The sequence below is a fragment of the Streptomyces sp. 17_S59 genome, from assembly GCF_056930295.1.
Genome location: NZ_JBXOWD010000001.1, coordinates 5,295,476 through 5,316,060, shown reverse-complemented (window position 1 = coordinate 5,316,060; position 20,585 = coordinate 5,295,476). Strand labels below are relative to the sequence as shown.

Genomic DNA, 20,585 nt, shown 5'->3' with positions numbered 1-20,585 from the left:
TCTACTATGCCCGTAGGTGATCGGCACACGACGCCGGGGACTGTACCGGCACGGAGCGCGGCCGGTTCCCGAGGGTGTGTTCCGGGATATTTGAGGGGGCTTGAGGCATGGCTGCCGCGACGCGCGTACGGGCTGCGAGCGGCCCGGGGGCCGGTGCGGAGGCTGTTGTTCCGCGGTCCGCTCCGGGGCGCGGGGCGCTGGGGCCGGTGCGCCTCCAGCAGCTCGTCCTGATCGAGGTGGCGGCGGCCGTGGTGCTCGCCGCCTGGGCCGTCGACAGGCTGCTGCTGGCGCCCGCCGCGGTGCTGGCCGTGGTGCTGCTGCTGGCGGCGCTCGTGCGCAGGGGCAGCCGGCCGATCACGGAGTGGCTGACCTCGGCCGTGGCGCTGCGGCGGCGCGAGCGGAGGGCGGCCGCGACGCCTGTGGCCCCGGGCACGGATCCGCGCCTCGCCCCCGTCGTGGAGTGCGAGCCGGCGCTGCGGACCGCTTCCTTCACCGACCGCGAGCGGCGCACCGTGGGTCTGGTCGGGGACGGCACGTTCCTGACGGCGGTGCTGCGGATCGACGCGGTCGACCGGCCGCTGCGCGCGGACCGGGCGGCGAAGGCCCTGCCGCTCGCCGTGCTGCGGGACGCGCTGGACGTGGACGACATCCGCCTCGAGTCCGTCCAGGTGGTGCAGAGCGCCCTCCCCGCGCCCGCCCCGCACCTGCCCGAACAGGCCCTGGCGGCCCGCAACTACGCGCCGCTGCAGGAGCTGACGGGCTCCCCCGCCGTGCGGCAGACGTGGGTGGCGCTCAAGTTCGACCCCGAGCTGTGCCCGGAGGCCGTCGAGGCCCGCGGCGGCGGCGCCGAAGGGGCGCGGCTGTGCGTGCTGCGCGCGGCCAACCAGCTGGCGAGCCGCCTCGAGGCGGCCGGCTTCACCACCACGGTGCTGTCCGAGGATGCGCTGATCGGCGCGCTGTCGACGGCCGCGGACATCAACCCCGCCGCCACCGCCCAGGCGGGCCGCACCGGCGCGGCCACGCGCCGGACGGCCGAGACGGCCCGGGCCTGGCGGTGCGACGACCGCTGGCACACGAGCTACTGGGTGGGCCGCTGGCCCCGCCTGGGGGCCGGGGCCGCCTCGCTGCCGCAGCTGGCCGCGCTGCTCACCTCGCTGCCCGCCCTGTCGACGACGCTGAGCCTGACGCTCGGCCGTGGGCGCACGGTGGCGGGGCGGCATGCACCGACCCTGACCGGACACGTCCGGATATGCGGGCGCAGTGCGGACGAATTGGGCACGGTGCGGCGCGAGTTGGAGCGGGCGGCCCGGGCCGTGAAGGTCGGGCTGGTGCGGCTGGACCACGAGCAGGTGCCGGGCGTTCTCGCCACGCTGCCGCTGGGAGGGACACGTTGACGACCACATCCACGCCTGCTCAGGCGCCCGCGCCCGCCGCGCGCCGGTCCCGTCCGGGCTTCGGCCTGCTCGGGCCGCGGCGCGGACGGCACGAGCTGTCGCCCGAGCAGTTCGAGGCCCTGGCCCTGCCCGTCGGCGACGACGGGGTGGTCATCGGCGCGGACCAGCAAGGTGCGCCCGCTGTGCTCGGCCTCGGCCGGCCCCTGCCGTTCGACGTCGTCCTCGTCGGCGGCGCCTGGACGGCGCAGGTGATCGCGCTGCGCACGGTCGGTACGGGCGCGCGGGTCGCGGTCGAGACCGGGCGCCGGGAGCTGTGGACGGGCCTGGCGCAGGCGGCGAACGGCGGCCAGCAGTGCATCACTCTGCACGATGTCGGCCGGGTGCCGCCGCAGGGGCCGTCGGTGCACAGCCCCGTGCTCGTCGTCCGCGACTGCGGCATGCGGCCCCCGCGCGGCCGGGTCGCCGCCGCCCCGTGGCAGTCCGTGCTGACGCTCCTCCCCTATCTGAGCCCCGTCGCCCCGCGCCTGATGGCCCACGCCGACCTCGTCGGCATCCAGCGCGTCTCCCCCGACGAGGCGCGGCAGATCGGCCGCACCATGCGGCTGCCGGCGGCGGACGTCGATGCGCTGTCCACCCTCCCCGACGGGGTCACGCTGTGGTGCACGCGCACGTCACGGTTGTATGTCGCCACCCAGCCGACCGAGCCGGAGACGGGGCTGCTGGGCGCGGCGCGGCGCATGGACTGACAAGTCCGGTGTGACCCGATGCGGGGTGCCGTGTCCACGGCGCGAAGGCCGTGGACGTCGCGCTCCGTCAACCGCCGTTGCCGCGGTGTGCCGACTCCGTTGCTGGGAAGGCTTGTTCCGCCGGGGGCGGTTGGTGGGGCGGTTGGTGGGGCGGGGGCGGGCCTTGCCGCAGTGATGCGGATGACGATTAGTCTGTATGAACGTACGCACTGGAGAACCCGACGTCGGGCCTGTCACGTGACAGACAGACAGGGACATCCGGGCCATCGGGCGACACGAACGGTCGGCCCCGCACACGGATCCATGGGCGCCGGACCACACCAGCAGGAGGCATTGTGAGCAGCGATCGGGACGAGATCCGCGCGGCCGGGAAGACAGCCGGCGAGGTCCGGTCCGACGCCGGTCATGATCTTGAACACGAGCACGAACCCGAGCACACGGGTGAGTTCACGATCGACTACACACCGCCCGCGTGGTACACGCAGAGCGCGCCGCCGGCCGACGCCGTCTCCTCCCCCGCCCCTCCGCCGCCCACGGGCGACCCGCTGCCCGCGGCACCGACCGCGCCGGTGGCGCCCGCCCCGGTCGACGGCGAGGTGAAGAGCCCCGCCACGATGCGGTTCTCCGCCGCCGCGCTGCACGACAGGATCGCGGAGCGCGCGGACGGGGCCGCCGCACAGGCCGAGTCCACCGCGCCGGAGGCCTCCGCCCCGGCTCCGGCCGAGCCTGCGCCGCCGACTCCCGCACCGGCCCCCGCTCCGGCCCCTGTCGCTCCGGCGCCGCCGGCTCCCGAACCCGCTCCGGCGCCCGCCGAGTCCTGGACCCCGCCGGGGGCGCCCCAGGCCCCGCTGCCGCCGCTGCCGCCCAACTTCCCCCCGGCGGTTCCGGCCTCGGCCCCGGCCCCGGGCGGCTCGGCCGCCTGGCCGACGCCTGCTCAGGCGCCCGCGCCGGGCGGCCCGTACGCATACCCGGGCGCCACGCCGCCGCCCGCTCCGTACGGCAACGGCCTCCCGCACCCGGAGGCGCAGGGCCACCCCGCCGCACCTCCGGTCGCGCCCGCCCCTGCGCCCGCCGTCACCGAGGCCGCCCCGGTCGCGCCGGTCGACGCCCCGGCACCCGACATCGCGGAGACCGCGCCGGCCGAGGCCGTCCCGGCCGTCGAGCCGAGTGCCGTGCCCGAGCCCCCCGTCACCGAGCCGGAGCCCGGGCCCGAGCCGCAGGACGCCGCCCCGGCGACCGCAGAGGGCACCGGCGGCCCGGAGGCCCAGCCGGCGCCGCCGGCCGGCGGTCACGACACCCCGGCCCCGGAGGTCAGCGCTCCCGAGCTGGCCCCGGAGGCCCTCAACTCCCCTGCCCCGCAGGAGGGTTACAGCCTCCCTGCGCCCGCGCCGGTCGCCCCCGCGCCGCAGCACGGCTACGGCTACCCCGCGCCGGCGGCCAACGCCCCTGCCCCGGCCCCTGCCCCGCAGCACGGCTACGGCTACCCGGGCCCGGGCACGCCCGCCGCGCCCGCCACCCCGCAGGGCGGTTACGACTACCCCGGCACCGGTATGCCTGCCGCGGCCCCGGCTCCCAACCCCGCCGTCCCGCAGGGCGGTTACGGCTATCCGCAGCCCGGCGGTCCCGCTGCCGCCCCGCTGCCGCCCGCCGCGTTCCCCGGCCAGCCGATGCCCGGACAGCAGGTCCCCGCGCAGCCGGCGCCGGCCCAGCAGGGCCCCGGCCTGCCCGCTCCCGCGCAGCCGATGCCCGGTCAGCCGATGCCGGGTCAGCCCGCCCCCATGCAGCAGGCCCCCGCGCAGCCCTTCCCCGGCGCCCCCGGCCCGTATGCCCCGCAGCCGGGCGCGCAGGCCCCCGCCCCGCCACAGCAGCCGCAGCCCGGTGCGCTGCCGCCCGTCGCACAACCCGAGGCGCCCGCCCCGGCCCCCGTGCCCCAGGCCGACCCGCAAGCCGCGAGCGGATACCCCGTCGACCCCCGGACCGGCGGCTGGCCCACCGTCACGCCGGAGCAGCGGCAGCGTTCCGTGCACGGGGCGCCGCTCGGGTTCACGGCGGCCGTGGAGCTGTCCTCGGAGCGGCTGCTCAAGAGCAAGCCCAAGCCGAAGAAGCAGAGCGCCGCAAACCGGTTCAAGTTCGGCGGGAAGAAGGAGGAGGCCGAGCGGCAGCGCAAGCTGGAGCTGATCCGCACGCCCGTCCTCTCCTGCTACCGCATCGCGGTCATCAGCCTCAAGGGCGGCGTCGGCAAGACGACGACCACCACCGCCCTCGGCTCCACGCTCGCCAGCGAGCGGCAGGACAAGATCCTCGCGATCGACGCCAACCCCGACGCCGGCACGCTCGGCCGCCGGGTGCGCCGGGAGACGGGTGCGACGATCCGCGACCTCGTCCAGGCGATCCCGCACCTCAACAGCTACATGGACATCCGCCGTTACACCTCGCAGGCGCCGTCCGGGCTGGAGATCATCGCCAACGACGTGGACCCGGCCGTCTCCACGACCTTCAACGACGAGGACTACCGGCGCGCCATAGACGTGCTGGGCAAGCAGTACCCGATCATCCTCACCGACTCGGGCACCGGTCTCCTCTACAGCGCCATGCGCGGAGTCCTGGACCTGGCCGACCAGTTGATCATCATCTCCACGCCGTCCGTCGACGGCGCGAGCAGCGCCAGCACCACGCTCGACTGGCTCGCCGCGCACGGCTACGGCGAGCTGGTCTCGCGCAGCATCACCGTGATCTCGGGGGTCCGGGAGACCGGAAAGATGATCAAGGTCGAGGACATCGTCTCCCACTTCGAGACCCGCTGCCGCGGCGTCGTCGTCGTGCCCTTCGACGAGCACCTGGCGGCGGGCGCCGAGGTCGACCTCGAGATGATGCGGCCCAAGACCCGCGAGGCCTACTTCCACCTCTCCGCGATGGTGGCCGAGGACTTCGTCCGGGCCCAGCAGCAGCAAGGGCTGTACGCGGCGCCGCACCAGGCCGCGCCGATGCCCGGCGGGATGCCCGGAGGAATGCCCGGCGGGTTCGCGCCGGAGGCCGCCCAGCCCGCGCCGGGTGCCTACCACCCCTACGGCGCGGCCCAGCCGCAGCCCCAGGCCCAGCCCGGCCCGTACCCCCAGCAGGACGGCGGCTGGCCCATGCCCCCGCAGCAGTAACAAAGCGGACGCAACAGGGCCCCGGGCGCGATCACCGCGCCCGGGGCCCTGCCCTATGCGTTCCCGGCTACTGCGCCGGGCGTCGTCCGCTCAGCCCGCGACGACCGCGGCCTCGTGCGCCGCGACCAGCTCGCGCGCCCGCTTCACGTCGTCCGCCATGCACTCCAGCAGCGCCTCGATGGACTCGAACTTCTCCATGCCGCGCAGATAGGCCAGGAAGTCCACCGCCGCGTGCATCCCGTACAGCTCCAGGCCGACCCGGTCGATGGCGTACGCCTCCACCGTGCGCTCGGTGGCGTCGAACTGCACGTTCGTGCCGACCGAGATCGCCGCGGGCATCGCCTCGCCCTCGGCGGTCAGCCAGCCCGCGTACACCCCGTCGGCCGGGATCGCGGTGTGCGGCAGGGTCTCCACATTGGCCGTGGGGAAGCCCAGTTCACGGCCGCGCTGCGCGCCCCGGACCACGACGCCCTCGACGCGGTGCGGACGGCCGAGGATCTCCATCGCGCCCGCGACGTCGCCCTCGGCGACCAAACGGCGCGTCAGGGTGGACGAGAACGGCAGGCCGCCGCCCGCCTCGCCGGTCACATAGAGGTCGACGACCTCGACGTCGTAGTCGTACGTGGTGCCCAGGTCCTTCAGGAAGGCCACGTCGCCGGCCGCGCGGTGGCCGAAGCGGAAGTTGGGGCCCTCGACGACGAGCTTCGCGTGCAGCTTGTCGACCAGCACCTTCACCACGAAGTCGGCGGGCGAGAGCTTCGAGAACTCCGCGGTGAACGGCAGGATCAGCATCGCGTCCACGCCCAGCTCCGCCATCAGCTCCGCACGCCGGTGGTGCGGCGCCAGCAGCGGCGGGTGGCTGCCCGGCCGGACGACCTCGCTGGGGTGCGGGTCGAAGGTCACCACGACCGAGGGCACCCCCAGCTCGCGCGCCCGGTCCACCGCACGCCCGATGATCAGCTGGTGCCCGCGGTGCACCCCGTCGTACGAGCCGATGGTGACGACGCTGCGCCCCCAGTCCTGGGGGATGTCCTCCAAGCCACGCCAGCGCTGCACTGTGCCCGCTCCTCGCCCGAACCCGAACCTTTGTCTGTCACACTTACGCAGGACTAAGAGTGCCATGCCGGTTCCCGGCGTCCGGCATCGGCCGGTGCGCCGACGGTCAGGTCGGCCGGGTCGGCGGGTTCCTTCCCGTCCCCCGAGGCCCTTGAGTCTCCCTTCTCCCGCCCTGCCGTCAACCGGATGCGGGCGCTCGGGCCCACGACCACGGCCCACTGGGCGGGGGCGGATTTCAGCCAGCCGCGAACCTGGTCGCCGAACACCGGCACCTCCCGGGCCAGCTGGGTCAGCCGCCGGTCGAAGCACGCGGCGCCCTCGGGGGTACGGGCCATCAGCAGCCCCGAGCGGTGGACGAGGTCCCGGGTACGGGCCTCGGTGCGCTCCGCGGCGCCCTCGGCCACGGCGCGCAGCAGCGCGTCCAGCACCGTGACGTCGCGCTCGTACGGCCCGTACTCCTCGCGCTCCATCAGCACCTCCAGCAGCTCCTGCCGCAGCGGGCGCGACAGCGGGGTGCCGGGGGAGGCGAGGACGGGCGCCAGGGCCCGGCGGACCCGGGGCGGCCGGGTGCGCACCAGGTCCACGACGAGCGGGAAGAGGACGGCGCGGGCGGCGGGGCCCTCCTCCAGCCGCCGGTCGACGAAGTCGGCCGCGTTCTGCGCGCCTTCGGGGCGGTGCTCGACGTGCTCCAGCACGAGCGTGGCGACCCGGCGGGCCAGGGTGGGCGCGGCGACCTCGGCCAGGGTGCGCAGGACGGCCGCGGGCCGCTCCCCCGGCTCGTACAGGCGCGCCCGGAAGGCGGCGAGCACGGGGTCGGGGTGGGTGGCCAGGGCGGGGCCGAGCGCGGGGGGCGGCAGGTGCGGGTCGCCCGCGGCGAACCGGGCGAGGGCGGCCGGCAGGTGCTTGCCGCGCGTCTCGGGGTCGCGGACGAGCAGGGCGAGCGCGGTGCCGTGCAGGGCGATCTCGGAGGGGCGGTCGAGCAGCGCGAGCGCGGAGTAGCGGAGCAGCTCGCGGTCGGCCTCCGTGCTGACGTGGGGGGCCGTCCGGAGCCCGTACGCGGCGGCTGCGACGTGGCGCTCGACGCGCTCGTCGTGGGCCCAGCGGTCGACGGCCCGGCAGAGCGCCGAGGGCTCGTCCTCGGCGAGGTCGGACAGCAGCTCGTCGGCGCGCGGGTGCGCGGCGTCCACGAGCGCCTCGGCGAGGTCGTCGATGGCGCGCCGGCGGTGGGTGTGGAGCAGGGCCTGGGCGGCGGTGGAGACCGTGGGCCGGACGGCGTCGCCGTCGGGGGCGGTCTGCAGCGGGCGGTCGTCGCCGAACCAGCGGCAGATCAGGGGCTGTGCGGCGCAGGGGTCCGCGTCGAGCAGCGTCGCGACGGCCGTCAGGAAGCGCTCCGCCTGCGGCGCGGCGGCCGGGCGGGCGGCCTCCCGCGGCTCGGCGGTGCGGGGCCCGGGGACGGTCGCGCGGCGCGCCGGACCGCCGTCGTCGGCCCGCCGCGCGCCTCCGGCGCCCCTGCTCTGCCCGGGCACCCGGGCCGCCGCGGCGGCCGGGCCGCCCGCACCCCGGCCGGGGCCGTGCGCGCTGCCGTCCGCACCGTCGGGCGTCCCCGCTCCCGGGACGGCGCCCGCGGCCGCGGCCCGGGTCCGTCCACCGCGCGCTGCGGCAACGGCAGCCGCTGCCTGACCGGGCACCCGCTTCCCCGCGGCGGCCCCCGCGGGCGAGCCGCCCGCCTCCCCGCCGCTCCGGCCCGGCGTCCGTGCCCCGGCGGCGCCTTCCGCGGCCGCGCCGTCGCCCCCGCGGGCGTCCGGGGCGGAGCCCGCCGCCGTCCATGCCTCCTCCGACACCTGCGGCCCGGCAGGGTCGCCGTCCGGCTCCGCCGCCTCGGGCCGCCTCGGCAGCGACCGCTGCCCGGCGTCCTCCTCCGACGCCTGCTCCGCCGGGGTCGGCCCCGGCGGCGGGCCGTCGGCCGGGAGCAGGATGCGCAGCAGCTCCAGCCGGTCGGAGAGGCCCAGCGGCAGCCGGAGCCAGAACCACGGGCCGAACTCCGCGAGGCCGCCCAGCTTGTGGGCCCCCTCGCCGTCGAAGCCGCCGACGGCCAGCGAGCGGGCGGTGACGCTCTCGGCGAGCAGGCGCAGCACGCACAGGTAGGGCGTGGCGTCCGGCACGCGCAGCAGCGCTTCGCCGAGCAGATGCGCGGCCCACCAGGAGGGGTCGCCCAGCGAGGGTCCGGCGGACTGGTGCTGGTCGTGCGATGTCCGAGGGGCGGCCGGGGCAGGAGCGCCCTCGGACCCGGCGTCCTTGGGCGAGGCGACGCTGCGGCCGGTCGGCGCGGGGCCCGGGCCGGCCCACCGGGCAGCCGCGGGGGGCCGGGCGCCGCCGTCCTGCCGCTCCCCCGCCGTGCGGGGCTCCGCGGCCCGGGACCCGGCCTGCTGGGCGAGCGTCTCGACCGCGTGGACCAGGGCGCTCAGGCGCCGGGACAGCTCGGTCGGCCCCGAGCGCCGGGACAGCAGGAGCAGCGCCTGGAGCACGGGCCCGATGCGGTGCCGCGGCACGGGCAGGGGCTTGGGCGGCTCGGCCCGGTCCCCGCCGCGCTTGCGGCGGCGGGCCGCCGAACCGCCGCGGGCGGCGCCCGCGGAGCCGGGCGGGGGCGGTACATGGCCCTCGGGCGCGTGCGCCGGGCCGCTGCCCGCGCGGGACGGCAGCCGCACGGCGGCCTCGGCGGGCGGCCCCTCGGGCTCGTACCAGCGGTGCACCAGCGCATGCAGCGCGGCGTCCAGGTCGAGGTGGGTGCCCTGCACCCAGTCGGCGAACTCCTCGTGGGCGAAGCGGTAGCCGGAGCCGGCCGGGACGAGCAGGCCCTCCGTGAGCACGGCGGAGGCCCAGCCCGTGCGCCAGGGGAACAGCTCCTCGAATGCCTCCCGCTCCAGCTCGCCCTGCCCCGGCCCCAGGCACCGCCGGGCCGCCTCGTGGACCTGCCCGGCCACGCGCGCGGCGAGGCGGCGCACGGCCTCGCCGCGCAGCGGTGGCCGGCGCGCGGCGGCCAGCCGTACGGCGATGCGCAGGCAGACGAGGTCGAGGTAGGCGGCGAAGACGTCCCACCGGGCGGGGGCGGCCTCGCCGGTGCCGCCCACGCCCTCGGTGCCGTCCGGGAGCGCGGCGCGGACCTCCGCAAGGAGGCGCAGGGCGAGGGGGTGGGCGGCATCGGCGGGGTCGATCGCGCCCGGCGGGACGGCGTAGGAGGCCCGGACCTCGGCGGCCTGGCCCGGGGTGAGGTCGGCGATGCGGGCGCAGGGCGGCAGCGCGCGGCCGGAGGCGGAGGGCACCGCGGCGCCGCCGGGGGTGTGCAGGGCCTCGGCGGGGAAGAGGGCGCCGGCGGTCTCCCAGTGCTCCGGGCGGCAGGCGACGATCATCTTCGTCCGGTGGGTGCGCAGCCACTCGGCGGTCGCGGCGGTCCAGGCGGGCAGCCCGTGGGCGAGGACCGGCGGCATCTCCTCGGGGCCGTCGAGGAGGACGAGCAGCGGGCGGCCCATGCGGCGGGCCAGCTCGGCGACGGACTCGGGGGTGGCCGCCGAGGTGTCGCCGATGGTGCCCTGGGGGGCGGCGGAGGCGGTGACGATCCGCCCGGCGGCCTTCAGGGCCCGGCCGACGGCGTCCCGCACGCTCTCGTCCCCGGCCTCCAGGTCCGCGCCGCGCAGCCAGAGCGTGGGCGCGGGCTCGGCGCCGCGCGCCCGCCGCCCGGCCAGTGCGCCCAGCTCCGTCGTACGGCCCGTGCCCGGGTCGCCGACCAGCCCGAGGACGTAGGACTGCGCGCCCTCGTCGCCGGGGTCCGCATCAAGGAAGCGGGCGAACTCCCGCTCGGTCTCGGGGCGTTCGACGGGATCGCGCCAGACGCGCGGGGTGACGACGGAGCCCAGGGCCGTCGCGGTGAGCTGGAGGGCGCCCGCGAGGTTGAGGTCGGGGCCGTAGGCGGGCACGGTGGCGGCGTTGCGGTCGAGGGCCGCGGCGAGGGCACCGGCGGGGGCGGTCGCGACGGCGGCGCGCAGCGGGATGGCGAAGCCGGAGGCGCGGCGCTCGGCCTGGAGCGCGGTACCGAGGACGGCGACGACCGCCCCGGTGGCGGCGTCGAAGACGGGGCCGCCGGTGGCCTCCTCGCCCAGGCGCAGGCCGCCGCGGTCGGCGAGCGACAGCTCGAGGGCGGTGCCCAGCAGGTGGTAGCGGTCGGTGGCGGTGTAGGTGACCGGGACGTCGCCGACGACCCGGGCCCGCTGCCAGCGGCCCGCGCGCAGCCGGACCTCCTTGCCGCTCGCCACCCGGTCGGCGGCCGCAATGGGCAGCGGGGGCACGCAGAGCCCCTCGGTGCGCACCAGGGCCAGGTCGAACTCGGGCAGCGGGGTCACGCACTCCGCGCCGACTACGCAGGTCAGCTCGCCCTGGGCGTGCAGGACGAGCCGGGCGAGGCCGTCGACCGCCTCGTGGCTGGTGATGAGCGTGCCGCGGTCGTCCAGGAGGAAACCCGTGCCCCTCGCCCGTCCGGCGAGGTCGCGGATGCGTACCAGCGACTCTTCCGCATCGGCCCGCCGACCGTTCATCCGTCGAACCTCCCCGCCGTGCTCGTACACACGACGGTAGGCAGCGGATGATCGGCGAAACCAGATCACATCCTGAACGCGCCCCCTTCCACCCCCCTGATTCACTCCGAGCGCCTGCCCGTTGGGGTGAATCACCCGTCCCGGATGGATAGAGATCCAGGGGGAGGGGGATCGTGGGGCGGGGAACGCGTGGGAAGACGCGGTCCCCGCCCCACGGTGTGCGGTGCGGGGCGCTGCCGTCAGGCGAAGACGGCCAGGCTCTTGGCCTTGCCGCCCTGGTTCTCGATCAGCACCAGGAAGCGGCCGTCCGGTCCGTAGACCGCGATGGGGCCCGTGGTCTCGAAGGGCGGCACCTTGATGCGGACGCCGTTGGCCAGCAGGCGCGCCTGCTGCTCGTTGACGTCCCAGCGGTGGAAGGCGGCCGCGGCCGCCTCGGCGACGGGCATCACGGTCAGCTCCTGCTGGAGCTGGTCGAGCGTGTGCGCGTCGCCGATCCGGTACGGGCCGACGCGCGTGCGGCGCAGCGCCGTGAGGTGGCCGCCGACTCCGGTGTCGGCGCCCAGGTCGCGCGCGAGGGCGCGGACGTAGGTGCCGGAGGAGCAGACGACCGAGACCAGCAGGTCCTGCACCGGCGTGCCGTCCTCCGCCTCGGCGGGGTGCACGGCGTGCACGGTGAAGGAGGACACCGTCACCGGCCGGGCGGGGATCTCGAAGTCCTCGCCCTCGCGCGCCCGCTTGTACGAGCGCTTGCCGTCGATCTTGATCGCGCTGACCTTGGACGGGACCTGCATGATCGCGCCGGTGAGCTTGGCGATGCCCGCGTCGACGGCCTCCCGGGTGACCCCGGAGGCGTCGGTGGAGGAGGTGATCTCCCCCTCCGCGTCGTCGGTCACCGTGTTCTGCCCGAGGCGGATGGTGGCCACGTACTCCTTCTCGGTCAGCGCGAGGTGACCGAGCAGCTTGGTGGCCCGCTCGATGCCGAGGACGAGCACACCGGTCGCCATCGGGTCGAGCGTCCCCGCGTGACCGACGCGCCGGGTGCGGGCGATGCCCCGCATCTTGGCGACGACGTCGTGCGAGGTGAAGCCGGCCGGCTTGTCGACGATGATCAGGCCGTCCGGACCGCTGTACTTCTCCTTCATTCGGCGGTCGCGTCCCCGTCGTTCTCGCCCGGCTTGCGGTACGGGTCGGCCTCGCCGGCGTACTCGGCGCCGGAGGAGGCCTGACGCACCTGGGCGTCGGAGGCACGGGCCCGGTCGAGGAGGTCCTCAATGGTCCGGGCGTTCTCCGGCAGGGCGTCCGCCACGAAGGTCAGCGTGGGCGTGAACTTGATGCCCGCGGCCCGGCCGACCTCGGAACGCAGGATGCCCTTGGCGCTCTCCAGGCCCGCAGCAGCGCTGGCGCGCTCCTCGTCGTCGCCGTAGACCGTGTAGAAGACCGTAGCCTCCCGCAGGTCGCCGGTGACCCGGGTGTCCGTGATGGTCACGTGCGAGCCGAGCCGCGGGTCCTTGATTCCGCGCTGCAGCTTCTGGGCGATCACCTCGCGGATGAGGTCCGCCAGCCTCTTCGCCCGCGCGTTGTCGGCCACTGGTCCGTCTCCTTCTCGTCTTCCAGCATGGTGCGTGCGGCGTCCGCCGACGACTTCAGTCGTCATCGTCGCCGTGGAACCGCCGCCGTGCCGACAGCAGCTCCACTTCGGGCCGTGCGGCGACCAGGCGCTCGCAGCGGTCCAGTATGTCCGTGAGGTGCCCCGCGTCCCCGGACACCGCCGCCACACCGATGGTGGCCCGGCGGTAGAGGTCCTGGTCGCCGACCTCCGCCACGCTCACCGCGTATTTGCGGTGCAGCTCGGCGACGATCGGACGGACGACGGAGCGCTTCTCCTTCAGCGACCGGACGTCGCCGAGGAGCAGGTCGAAGGACAGGGTCCCTACATACATATGGTGCGGGTGAAGCCCACCCGGGAGGCGTGAGGTGTACGTGAGGTACGAACCCTTCGACCGTACACGCAACGGCCGGGGCCGATCGACGGAAATATGATCCGCCGACCGGCCCCGGCTGCAGCTACGCGGTTCAGCCTCGCGGCTTCTCGCGCATCTCGTACGTCGCGATGACGTCGTCGATCTTGATGTCGTTGAAGTTTCCGAGGTTGATACCACCCTCGAAGCCCTCGCGGATCTCGGTGACGTCGTCCTTGAAGCGACGCAGACCGACGATGGTGAGGTCCTCCGCGATGACCTTGCCGTCGCGGATGAGGCGCGCCTTGGTGTTGCGCTTGACCTCGCCGGAGCGGATGAGGACACCCGCGATGTTGCCCAGCTTGGACGAGCGGAAGATCTCGCGGATCTCCGCCGTACCCAGCTCGACCTCTTCGTACTCCGGCTTCAGCATGCCCTTGAGGGCCGCCTCGATCTCCTCGATCGCCTGGTAGATGACCGAGTAGTACCGGACGTCGACGCCCTCGCGCTCGGCCATCTGCGTGGCACGGCCCTCGGCGCGGACGTTGAAGCCGATGACGATCGCGTCGGAGCCGGACGCCAGGTTGATGTCGGACTCGGTGACCGCACCCACGCCGCGGTGCAGCACGCGGATGTCGACCTCCTCGCCCACATCGAGCTGGAGCAGCGAGGACTCGAGAGCCTCGACCGAACCGGACGCGTCGCCCTTGATGATGAGGTTGAGCTGCTGGATCTCGCCGGCCTTGAGCACCTTGTCCAGGTCCTCGAGGGACACCCGGCGGGTGCGCTTGGCGAAGGCGGCGTTGCGCTCGCGCGCAGCGCGCTTCTCGGCGATCTGGCGGGCCGTACGGTCCTCGTCGACGACGAGGAAGTTGTCGCCGGCGCCCGGGACGTTGGTCAGACCGAGGACGAGGACCGGGGTCGACGGACCCGCCTCCTCCACGTTCTGGCCCTTGTCGTCGAGCATCGCGCGGACACGGCCGTAGGCGTCACCGGCGACCATCGTGTCGCCGACGCGGAGGGTACCGCGCTGGACGAGGACGGTGGCCACGGCGCCGCGACCGCGGTCGAGGTGGGCCTCGATCGCGATGCCCTGCGCGTCCTGCTCCGCGTTGGCGCGCAGGTCGAGCGCGGCGTCGGCGGTGAGGACGACGGCCTCGAGCAGCTTGTCGATGTTCAGACCCTGCTTGGCGGAGATGTCGACGAACATCGTGTCGCCGCCGTACTCCTCGGCCACCAGGCCGAACTCGGTCAGCTGACCGCGGACCTTGGTCGGGTCGGCGCCCTCGACGTCGATCTTGTTGACCGCGACCACGATCGGCACGTCGGCCGCCTTGGCGTGGTTCAGGGCCTCGATCGTCTGCGGCATGACACCGTCGTTGGCCGCCACCACGAGGATCGCGATGTCGGTCGACTTCGCACCACGGGCACGCATGGCGGTGAACGCCTCGTGACCCGGGGTGTCGATGAAGGTGATCCTGCGGTCCTCGTCGTTGACCTCGGTCGCGACCTGGTAGGCACCGATGTGCTGGGTGATGCCACCGGCCTCGCCCGCGACCACGTTGGTCTTGCGGATCGCGTCGAGGAGTCGGGTCTTACCGTGGTCGACGTGACCCATGACGGTCACGACCGGCGGACGCGCGACGAGCATTTCCTCGCCGCCCTCGTTCTCACCGAACTCGATGTCGAACGACTCGAGGAGCTCGCGGTCCTCCTCCTCCGGGCTGACGATCTGAACCGTGTAGTTCATCTCGTCGCCGAGGAGCTGCAGCGTCTCGTCGGAGACGGACTGCGTGGCCGTGACCATCTCGCCGAGGTTCATCATCACGGCGACGAGCGACGCCGGGTTGGCGCCGATCTTCTCCGCGAAGTCGGTGAGGGAGGCACCACGCGACAGGCGAATGGTGTCGCCGTTGCCGCGCGGCAGCATCACGCCGCCCACGGACGGGGCCTGCATGGCCTCGTACTCCTGGCGACGCTGACGCTTGGACTTGCGGCCGCGACGGGCCGGACCGCCGGGACGGCCGAAGGCGCCCTGCGTGCCGCCACGGGCACCCGGGCCACCGGGACGACCACCGAAGCCGCCACCCGGACGACCGCCGAAGCCGCCGCCACCGCCACCGGGGCCACCGCCACCGGGACGGCCGGCGAAGCCGCCGCCGCCACCGCCCGGACGACCGCCGCCGCCCGGACCGGCCGGACGACCGGCGAAGCCGGGACGGGCACCGCCGCCGGGACGACCGGCACCGCCGCCGGGACCGCGACCGCCGCCACCGGGGCCCGGACGCGGGCCGGCAGCCGGACGCTGCGGCATCATGCCCGGGTTCGGGCGGTTACCGGCAGGAGCGCCACCGGGACGCGGGGCGCCACCGGGAGCCTGCGGACGGGGCATGCCGCCGGGGGTCGGACGCGGAGCGCCGCCCTGCGGACGGGGAGCACCGCCGGGACCGCCCTGCGGACGGGGAGCACCCGGGCCGGCCTGGCCGGGACGCGGGGCGCCACCCGGACGGGGGGCCTGCGGACGGGCCATGCCGGTGGAGCCACCGGAGGTGAAGGGGTTGTTGCCCGGACGGGGACCGGCCGGACGGGCGCCACCGGGACGCGGGGCGCGCTCGCCGGGACCACCCGGACGGGGGGCGCGCTCGCCGGGGCGGCCGCCCTCACGCTGACCGGCGGGACCCGGACGGGCGCCGGGGCGCGGGGCACCGGGACGCGGCGCGGCGGGACGCTCCTGGGAGGGAGCGGCCGGGGCCGAGAACTCCGCGGCGGGCACCGGGGTGACCGGCTTGGCCGGAGCGGCCGGGCCGGGCTTGGGACCCGGGCGCGGGCCGGGCGTGGGCGCGGCACCGGCGGGCTTGGGGGTGGGGGCCGCGGCCGGCTTGGGCGCCGGGGCGGCGGGACGGGGTGCCTGGGCGCCCGGAGTGGGGGCACCAGGCTTCGCGGGCGCAGCCTTGCGCGGCGCCGCGGGCTTCGCAGTCTTGCCGGCGTTGCCACCGGGCCCCTGCAATGCGTCAGTCAACTTGCGGACGACCGGCGCCTCGATGGTCGAGGACGCCGAACGGACGAATTCACCAAGTTCTTGGAGCTTGGCCATGACGACCTTGCTCTCCACTCCGAACTCCTTGGCGAGTTCGTATACCCGGACCTTAGCCACTTCGCTCCTTCTAGGTCCGGGTGTCCACCGGACCGTCGCTACTTCATGGGCGTACTCATCGCGTACTCATCGAGTGCTCATCGCAATCTCGACCTACTTCCAACTCGCGAGGTACCTGACCGCACGGTTGCCCGTGCCGTTCTTCTTACAGTGGGGCCATCCCCGCGCATGCGGGGCCGATCTACTGCTGGTCGGCCTGTTCGACATACCGGCGCAGCTCCGCGGTGTCGAGCGGCCCCTGGACCCGGAAGGCCCGGGGGAACGCCCGGCGGCGTACCGCCAGATCGAGACAGACCAGTGTGGGGTGCACGGAGGCACCCCGGCCGGGCAGCGTACCGCGAGGGTCGGGGACACAGACGTCCTCGATCACCACGGTCCGCAGCAGTTCGCCCTTGGCCGCTCGCTCCCGGCACCCCACACAGGTGCGCTCAGGGCATGCGCGGGCATGCGTCCGGCCAGACACTGGATAAGTCTACCTCCCCACGCCGACCTCACCCCTTCGGGGCAGTGGTCGTGCGCGTATGCGTTTCGGCCATGATCGGCCAGGGACAGCGGCCCCGATCGGGCCCGGCGCCGGGCGGCGGCGGCCCGGCATGGTCGTTTTACGGACCTTCCGAACCGCTCGGGACCGCCTTCGCGCGCCCCTCGCCGCTTCCGTGCGCCGTTCAGTCGGCCTGCTGCTGCTCGGTGTCCGGGCGGATGTCGATCCGCCAGCCGGTGAGCCGGGCCGCGAGCCGGGCGTTCTGGCCCTCCTTGCCGATGGCGAGGGAGAGCTGGTAGTCGGGCACCGTCACCCGGGCGGAGCGGGCGGCGAGGTCCACGACCTCCACCTTGCTCACCCGTGCGGGGGACAGAGCGTGCGCCACCAGCTCGGCGGGGTCGTCCGACCAGTCGACGATGTCGATCTTCTCGCCGTGCAGCTCGGCCATGACCGCGCGGACCCGGCCGCCCATCGGGCCGATGCAGGCGCCCTTGGCGTTCAGGCCGGAACGGGTGGACCGGACGGCGATCTTGGTGCGGTGGCCGGCCTCGCGGGCGATGGCGGCGATCTCCACGGAGCCGTCCGCGATCTCCGGGACCTCCATGGCGAACAGCTTCTTCACCAGGTTGGGGTGGGTGCGCGAGAGCGTCACGGACGGGCCGCGGACACCCTTCGCCACCCGGACGACATACGTCCGCAGACGCGTGCCGTGCTTGTACTCCTCGCCGGGCACCTGCTCCTGCACCGGCAGGATGGCTTCCAGCTTGCCGATGTCGACCAGGACGTTCTTGGGGTCCTTGCCCTGCTGCACGATGCCCGCGACGACGTCGCCCTCGCGGCCCGCGAACTCACCGAAAGTGATCTCGTCCTCGGCGTCCCGCAGACGCTGGAGGATGACCTGCTTGGCGGTGGTCGCGGCGATCCGGCCGAAACCGGACGGCGTGTCGTCGAACTCGCGGGGCTCCTCGCCCTCGGCGAGGTCCTGCGGGTCCTCCTTGGCCCACACCGTCACATGACCGCTGGACCGGTCCAGCTCCACGCGGGCGCGGCGCCGGCTTCCCTCGGTGCGGTGGTAGGCGATGAGGAGGGCCGACTCGATCGCCTCGACCAGCAGGTCGAAGGAGATCTCCTTCTCTCGCACCAGACCCCGCAGGGCACTCATGTCGATGTCCACGGCTACGCCTCCTCTTGAATCTCGTCGGATTCGTCTGCGGCCTCGTCGGCCTTACGGTTGAACTCGATCTCCACGCGCGCCTTCGCGATCTCCGCGAAGGCCAGCCGGCGAGCCGTGGGCTTGCGGCCCTTCACGCCCGGCACCTCCAGGTCGAGCCCCTCGTCGTCCACGGCGACGATCCGGGCGACCAGCTCGCCGCCCTCGGCGAGCTGGGCCTTGATCAGCCGGCCGGCGGCACGCACGTAGTGGCGGTGCTGGGTGAGGGGGCGGTCGGCGCCGGGAGAGGTGACCTCGAGGACGTAGGGAGCGCCGCCCATGACGTCGGTCTCGTCGAGCTTCGCGGAGATGTCGCGGCTCAGGTCGGCACACGCGTCCAGCTGGACGCCCTCGTCGGAATCGACCACGATGCGCAGCACACGCCGCTTTCCGGCCGGCGTCACCTCGACCTCTTCCAGGTCCAGCTCTCGCGCGCTCACGAGAGGGGCCAGCAGCTCGCGCAGCCGCTCGCTCTGGGTGGTGCTCATCCGGGTGACTCCTCGGCCGCGTGTGCTGTTGTGGGAAAGACGCGTGTCAGGTCAAAGCCTATCTGTTCCGGCAGCCGGCTGACGATTCGGTGCCCGGTCCCCGGCGGGCCCGCCGAACGCCGGTACGCTCACGGGCGGTGGATCATGCCCGGACCAGGACGACGGCCGGCGGGGCCGACCGGGACACGGACGAGGCGGAAAGAGGATCGTGCCGCTCACGACGACGACGCGGGGCCCCGGCGGCCCGCGCAGACGCAGGGTACTGGCCCAGGGCGCGGCGGCCCTGCTGACCGGTGGCGCCGGCGCGCTGCTGACCGGATGCTCCTCCGGCGACGGCGACGCCCGTTCCCGAGCGCGCTCGCAGGCCGCCGCCCGGCGGCTGCAGGAGGACGCCGCGCGGGACTCGGCGGCGCTGCTGGAGCAGTACGACGCAGCCCTCGCCGCGCACCCGGCCCTGGCGCCGCGGCTGCGGCCGCTGCGGGACGAAGTCGCCCGGCACGCCGAGGCGTTCGGGGCCCCGCGGCCCTCCGCCTCCCCGTCCGGCTCCGCCTCGCCGTCCGCGGGTGCCCCCTCCCCCGCTCCCGCGCCGTCGGCCGGCGGTACCCCCACCGACGAGAAGACGGCGCTCGCCGCGCTTGCCGACGCCGAGCGCCGCACCGCCGACGCCCGGACCGCCGCGCTCGGCGACGCCGCGCCCGGGTTCGCCCGGCTGCTGGCCTCCGTGGCGGCGGCCGGCGCGGCCCACGCGTACCTGCTCTCCGGAGGCGGCTCGTGAAGGCGGCACGCGAGACGCTCGCAGCGGTCCAGGCCGCGCTCGCGGCCGAGCACGCCACCGTCTACGGCTACGGCGTGGTGGGCGGACGCATCGAGGACGCCCGGACGACCGAGGCCCGGGAGGCGTACGACGCCCACCGCGCGCGGCGCGACGCGCTGAGCCGCGCCGTGCGCGACCTGGGCGCCGAGCCCGAGGCGGCGGCGCCCGCGTACACGCTGCCCTTCCCCGTCCCGGACTCCGCGGCGGCGGTCCGCCTCGCGGCGGAGCTGGAGAGCCGTCTGTCGGCCGTCTACGCCGACCTCGTACGGGCCTCGACGGGCCCGCTGCGCCGCGAGGCGGCGACGGGGCTGCGGGACGCGGCGGTGCGGGCGGTGCGCTGGCGCGGCGGCAGCGTAGCCTTCCCTGGGCTCCCGGAGCGGGCCTGACCAGCCAAAGCACCGTAAACGGCGCCGGACGGCGCGAGCACGAGCACGAGCGCGAGCACGACGAGAGGGACAGCTCAGGGACATGGCCACTGCGTACGACAGCCTCGAACCGCCGCAACGGCTGGTTCGGACCCTGAGCTCGGACCCCGCCGACGGAGCCGGGGCGCGCGTCTGGCTCGCGACGCTGCCGGACCGCGCGCGGGAGGTCCTCGCGCGCTGGGAACTGACGCCCGAACGGGTGCAACAGCCCGGCGGGCGGACCAGCATGGTCGTCCTCGCCCGCGACGCCGACGGCACCCCCGCCGCGCTCAAGCTCTGCTTCCCCGCCGGCGACGCCGCCCTCGAACACGCCGCGCTCGCGCACTGGAACGGCCGCTGCGCGGTGCGTCCGCTGCGCGTGGACGCGGAGGCCGGGGCCCTGCTGCTGGAGCGGCTGCACGGGGACGTCAGCCTGCGCTCCCTGGCCGAGACCAAGGCCCAGCTGGAGGCGTCGGCGACGCTCCAGCGGCTGTGGGTGCCGCCCGCCGAGGGCCACCCCTTCGCGACGGTGGCCGACCACACGGCCGCGGCGGCCGGCGTGCTCCGGGCGGGCCGCCAGGAACCGTGGGCGGCGGACGTCCGGGCGCTGCTCGACGAGGCGCTGTCCCTCAGGGACGGGCTGGCCGAGGGCTCCGGGGAGCCCGGTGTGCTGCTGCACGGCGAGTTCCACCAGGGCAATGTGCTGGCCGGGGACCGGTCGCCCTGGCTGGCGATCGGTCCCCGCCCGCTGGTGGGCGAGCGCGCGTACGACCTGGCGTGGCTGGTCCGCGACCGGTTCGACACCCTGCTGGCCTCCCCCGGCGCGGCCGCGGCGGCGCGGCGCCGGGTGGCGAAGCTGGCGGAGTCCCTGGACGTGGACCGCGAGCGGCTGCGGGGGTGGACGGTCTTCCGTGCGGCGGAGGCGGGGGCGCGGGCGCTTGCGCGCGGGGAGCGGGGCCAGGGTGAACTGCTGCTGGAGTTCGCGGGGTTGCTGTAGGGGGTTCCTTTCCCCAATCCCGCCCCTTCCCGAAACCGGGGGCAAGACCCCGGCCCCCCGGACAGGGAGCGGGGGCTGCGCCCCCTGCACCTCGGGGCCCCTCGCGCTGCGCGCGGGGGCACGTCTCGGGGGCTCCGCCCCCGGA

General features: G+C 75.4%; 15 protein-coding genes. 6 read left to right on the top strand and 9 right to left on the bottom strand.

All coding sequences use genetic code 11. From position 1 onward, the window contains the following. Positions 1 to 107 precede the first annotated feature (107 nt). The 3 genes from eccE (at position 108) to AC1Z4A_RS24295 (ending at position 5,292) form a co-directional block, all read left to right on the top strand. Complete coding sequence (gene eccE, locus AC1Z4A_RS24305) at positions 108 to 1,394, top strand: type VII secretion protein EccE (RefSeq protein ID WP_483681971.1); 1,287 nt, start codon at positions 108 to 110, stop codon at positions 1,392 to 1,394. Beyond that, positions 1,391 to 2,140 carry a hypothetical protein gene (locus tag AC1Z4A_RS24300; protein WP_483681969.1) on the top strand — a complete coding sequence of 250 codons (750 nt, stop codon included), beginning with the start codon at positions 1,391 to 1,393 and terminating at the stop codon, positions 2,138 to 2,140. Before eccE ends, AC1Z4A_RS24300 begins: the two co-directional genes overlap by 4 nt. A 335-nt stretch (positions 2,141 to 2,475) precedes the next feature. Beyond that, positions 2,476 to 5,292 (top strand): SCO5717 family growth-regulating ATPase, encoded by a 2,817-nt coding sequence (locus AC1Z4A_RS24295; protein WP_483681968.1) that lies wholly within the window; start codon positions 2,476 to 2,478, stop codon positions 5,290 to 5,292. A 90-nt stretch (positions 5,293 to 5,382) separates the two neighbouring features. Here the strand turns inward: AC1Z4A_RS24295 and AC1Z4A_RS24290 are convergent, their stop codons facing one another. The 9 genes from AC1Z4A_RS24290 to rimP form a co-directional block, all read right to left on the bottom strand. Beyond that, positions 5,383 to 6,348: a bifunctional riboflavin kinase/FAD synthetase gene (locus AC1Z4A_RS24290; RefSeq protein ID WP_483681967.1), complete on the bottom strand. Its 966-nt coding sequence runs from the start codon at positions 6,346 to 6,348 to the stop codon at positions 5,383 to 5,385. Between the two features lie 53 nt (positions 6,349 to 6,401). Beyond that, positions 6,402 to 10,934 (bottom strand): trypsin-like peptidase domain-containing protein, encoded by a 4,533-nt coding sequence (locus tag AC1Z4A_RS24285; RefSeq protein ID WP_483681966.1) that lies wholly within the window; start codon positions 10,932 to 10,934, stop codon positions 6,402 to 6,404. Positions 10,935 to 11,173: 239 nt separating this feature from the next. Further along, positions 11,174 to 12,076 (bottom strand): tRNA pseudouridine(55) synthase TruB, encoded by a 903-nt coding sequence (truB, locus tag AC1Z4A_RS24280; protein WP_483681965.1) that lies wholly within the window; start codon positions 12,074 to 12,076, stop codon positions 11,174 to 11,176. Beyond that, the gene (rbfA, locus tag AC1Z4A_RS24275; protein WP_483681964.1) at positions 12,073 to 12,522 is read right to left on the bottom strand and encodes a 30S ribosome-binding factor RbfA; all 450 of its coding nucleotides are present in this window, start codon (positions 12,520 to 12,522) and stop codon (positions 12,073 to 12,075) included. Before rbfA ends, truB begins: the two co-directional genes overlap by 4 nt. A gap of 55 nt (positions 12,523 to 12,577) precedes the next feature. Continuing rightward, positions 12,578 to 12,874 carry a DUF503 domain-containing protein gene (locus AC1Z4A_RS24270; protein ID WP_483681963.1) on the bottom strand — a complete coding sequence of 99 codons (297 nt, stop codon included), beginning with the start codon at positions 12,872 to 12,874 and terminating at the stop codon, positions 12,578 to 12,580. Positions 12,875 to 13,007: 133 nt separating this feature from the next. After that, positions 13,008 to 16,046, bottom strand: coding sequence for a translation initiation factor IF-2 (gene infB, locus AC1Z4A_RS24265; protein ID WP_483681962.1), 3,039 nt, complete (start codon positions 16,044 to 16,046; stop codon positions 13,008 to 13,010). A gap of 181 nt (positions 16,047 to 16,227) precedes the next feature. After that, on the bottom strand, positions 16,228 to 16,509 hold the full coding sequence (locus AC1Z4A_RS24260) for a YlxR family protein (protein ID WP_483681961.1): 282 nt from the start codon (positions 16,507 to 16,509) through the stop codon (positions 16,228 to 16,230). A gap of 202 nt (positions 16,510 to 16,711) precedes the next feature. Next, entirely contained in the window at positions 16,712 to 17,701 is a 990-nt protein-coding gene (gene nusA, locus AC1Z4A_RS24255) for a transcription termination factor NusA (RefSeq protein ID WP_483681960.1), read from the bottom strand. 2 nt (positions 17,702 to 17,703) lie between these two features. Further along, positions 17,704 to 18,225 (bottom strand): ribosome maturation factor RimP, encoded by a 522-nt coding sequence (gene rimP, locus AC1Z4A_RS24250; RefSeq protein WP_483681959.1) that lies wholly within the window; start codon positions 18,223 to 18,225, stop codon positions 17,704 to 17,706. Between the two features lie 208 nt (positions 18,226 to 18,433). On the opposite strand from rimP, the gene AC1Z4A_RS24245 reads away from it, so the two are divergent. The 3 genes from AC1Z4A_RS24245 to AC1Z4A_RS24235 all read left to right on the top strand — a co-directional run bounded on the left by AC1Z4A_RS24245 (position 18,434) and on the right by AC1Z4A_RS24235 (position 20,440). After that, complete coding sequence (locus AC1Z4A_RS24245) at positions 18,434 to 19,000, top strand: hypothetical protein (RefSeq protein WP_483681958.1); 567 nt, start codon at positions 18,434 to 18,436, stop codon at positions 18,998 to 19,000. Further along, on the top strand, positions 18,997 to 19,425 hold the full coding sequence (locus AC1Z4A_RS24240; RefSeq protein ID WP_483681957.1) for a ferritin-like domain-containing protein: 429 nt from the start codon (positions 18,997 to 18,999) through the stop codon (positions 19,423 to 19,425). The genes AC1Z4A_RS24245 and AC1Z4A_RS24240 overlap by 4 nt, the downstream gene beginning before the upstream one ends. A gap of 82 nt (positions 19,426 to 19,507) precedes the next feature. Next, positions 19,508 to 20,440, top strand: a complete 933-nt coding sequence (locus tag AC1Z4A_RS24235; protein ID WP_483681956.1) for an aminoglycoside phosphotransferase family protein — start codon at positions 19,508 to 19,510, stop codon at positions 20,438 to 20,440. Positions 20,441 to 20,585 lie beyond the last annotated feature (145 nt).

Bases quoted from the DNA above. Each gene is read 5' to 3' on its own strand.
- AC1Z4A_RS24235 (WP_483681956.1), top strand. From the start codon at position 19,508: ATGGCCACTGCGTACGACAGCCTCGAACCGCCGCAACGGCTGGTTCGG.
- AC1Z4A_RS24285 (WP_483681966.1), bottom strand. From the start codon at position 10,934: ATGAACGGTCGGCGGGCCGATGCGGAAGAGTCGCTGGTACGCATCCGC.
- AC1Z4A_RS24270 (WP_483681963.1), bottom strand. From the start codon at position 12,874: ATGTATGTAGGGACCCTGTCCTTCGACCTGCTCCTCGGCGACGTCCGG.
- eccE (WP_483681971.1), top strand. From the start codon at position 108: ATGGCTGCCGCGACGCGCGTACGGGCTGCGAGCGGCCCGGGGGCCGGT.
- rimP (WP_483681959.1), bottom strand. From the start codon at position 18,225: ATGAGCACCACCCAGAGCGAGCGGCTGCGCGAGCTGCTGGCCCCTCTC.
- truB (WP_483681965.1), bottom strand. From the start codon at position 12,076: ATGAAGGAGAAGTACAGCGGTCCGGACGGCCTGATCATCGTCGACAAG.